This is a genomic window from Roseovarius halophilus (ex Wu et al. 2025), from assembly GCF_047086965.1.
Window position 1 is genome coordinate 1 of record NZ_JBKOTX010000415.1, and the last position, 2,017, is coordinate 2,017.

1 protein-coding gene and 2 pseudogenes are annotated in these 2,017 nt (G+C 60.8%); all 3 read left to right on the top strand.

Features of this window, described 5'->3' with window-relative positions:
* Positions 1-99: 99 nt before the first annotated feature.
* Entirely contained in the window at positions 100-669 is a 570-nt protein-coding gene (locus ACH107_RS32310) for a transposase (RefSeq protein ID WP_412509702.1), read from the top strand.
* 447 nt (positions 670-1,116) lie between these two features.
* Positions 1,117-1,674, top strand: a pseudogene (locus ACH107_RS32315) (Mu transposase domain-containing protein); the annotation flags it as partial.
* Positions 1,671-2,017: pseudogene (locus ACH107_RS32320) on the top strand (hypothetical protein); the annotation flags it as partial. The pseudogenes ACH107_RS32315 and ACH107_RS32320, both read left to right, overlap by 4 nt.

The window sequence follows — 2,017 nt, forward strand, 5'->3', positions numbered from 1 at the left end:
GAAAAATGGGCCTCCGAAACGAAGGCCTACATCAAATGGGAATGCCAGGATGCATGACCCGCTCTCAGCAGAATTTCCAGACCTCAGGTTGCTCAATCGATGGGACGCGTGGCCAAGGGGCGCTTCGAGGACCGGGTGCGGGAGCTGGCCGATGGCAATGCCATGCTGCAAGCCGCCGCAAATCCGATCCTGACAGCGCGCAGGGTGCTGCGCACAGAGTTGGCGGGCCTGGAGAAGCTCTCGCGCGACCATGCCAAATCTGACCCCGTGTGCCGCCAGTTCATGAGTATGCCTGGCGTGGGGGCGATCGTGGCGCTGACGGTCAAGTCGGCCATCGATGATCCGGATCGCTTTCGATCCTCGAAGGACGTCGGCCCGTGGGTAGGCTTGACCCCAAGGCGCGAGCAATCCGGGGAACGCGACATCTTGGGTGCCATCTCCCGAGCCGGCGATGTAGGGTTACGCACAGTGCTCTACCAGGCTGCCTTGGTAATGCTGAACCTGGGTCGCCCCAGCTGGCTGACGGCATGGGCGTGGAATGTCCCCAAGCGGCGCGGCAAGAGGCGTGCGACTGTTGCGCTGGCGCGTCGCATCGGGGTAATCCTGCATCGCATGTGGCAAGACGGCACTGAATTCCGCTTCAAGCGTATCGAGACAGCGGCCGCGTGAGCGTCAAAAGTCACCGATAACACGTAACCTGCAAGAAGGAGGATCGGGCCGCGCCGATACGCGGCGGCTCACCGAGGTCCCGACCGGGACGCGGTCCCCGATGATGCCGTTATCCGTCTCGCTGCCAGACACACATAGTCTGAGCGCGTGAATAAGATAGGCACTCGGGATCCGCATTTGGACCAGGCATGATGTGGCAGCCATCGCGCTGACTACGGACGGAAGCATCATCCCGGTAAGGGAAGCCTTTGGAGCAATCGCAAACGTGCAGCCCAGAGCGGCAACACCGAAAAAACGGTTGGCGGGGCAGAGATCCGGTGCGTCCGGCCCTCCGATATATCAGGTCTCCGCGCCGAACGCACCTCGCGTCGTCACCACGCCAAACCGTAGGTGACTGTTGTATCGACTTGAAAACCGCTTGACAGAAAACGCCCCATTACGGAAGACGGATACTCACAATCTTTGGTCCGCTATGACACCAACGATTACTCGGTTCCCGTGGCCTATGGCCATCAGGATGTCTGGGTGCGGGCCTATGTCGATCAGGTGGTCATCGGCTGCCGCAGCGATGTGATCGCGCGCCATCCGCGATGCTATGCGCGCGAGGACATGGTGTTCGACCCGATCCATTACCTTCCGCTGATCGAACGCAAGATCAATGCTTTGGATCAGGCCGCGCCCCTTGCGGAGTGGGACTTGCCAGAAGAGTTCGACACGCTGCGCCGCCTGATGGAAGCGCGCATGCTGAAGATAGGGCGCCGAGAGTATGTCCAGGTGCTGCGTTTGCTGGAAAGCTTCGGCATGGATGACCTGCACGTCGCCGTAAAGCAGGCCCTGAAGATGGGCGCAGTCGGCTTTGATGCTGTGAAGCATCTGGTTCTGTGTCAGGTCGAGAAGCGTCCACCAAGGCTCGATCTCGATGTTTATCCCTATCTGCCAAGGGCGAGGGTCGAGACGACCTCTGCGGCCAGCTACATGGCCCTTATGCCGGAGGCCGCGGAATGACCCATGCCCCCGAGATCCTGTTGGAACATCATCTCAAGACGCTGAAGCTGCCCACCTTCCTGCGTGAGTATCAGAAGGCTGCGCGCCAATGCGCTGCCGAGGGCTTGGACCACGTCCAGTTCCTGACGCGCCTGGTCGAACTGGAGCTGATCGATCGCGAGCGACGGATGGTCGAGCGCCGCAGTTCAAGCTGGTTCGCGCCAGCGGATCAAATGGTCCGGGGGACCATTTGAAGGCGCAGAACGCGGCCAAGTTCCCGGCCACCAAAAGCCTCGACAGTTTCGACTTCAAGGCAATCCCCAAGCTCAACAAGATGCAGGTGCTGGAGCTGGCGCGCTGCAAC

Excerpts from the sequence above, each read along its gene's own strand:
- ACH107_RS32310 (WP_412509702.1), top strand. The coding sequence starts at position 100 with ATGGGACGCGTGGCCAAGGGGCGCTTCGAGGACCGGGTGCGGGAGCTG.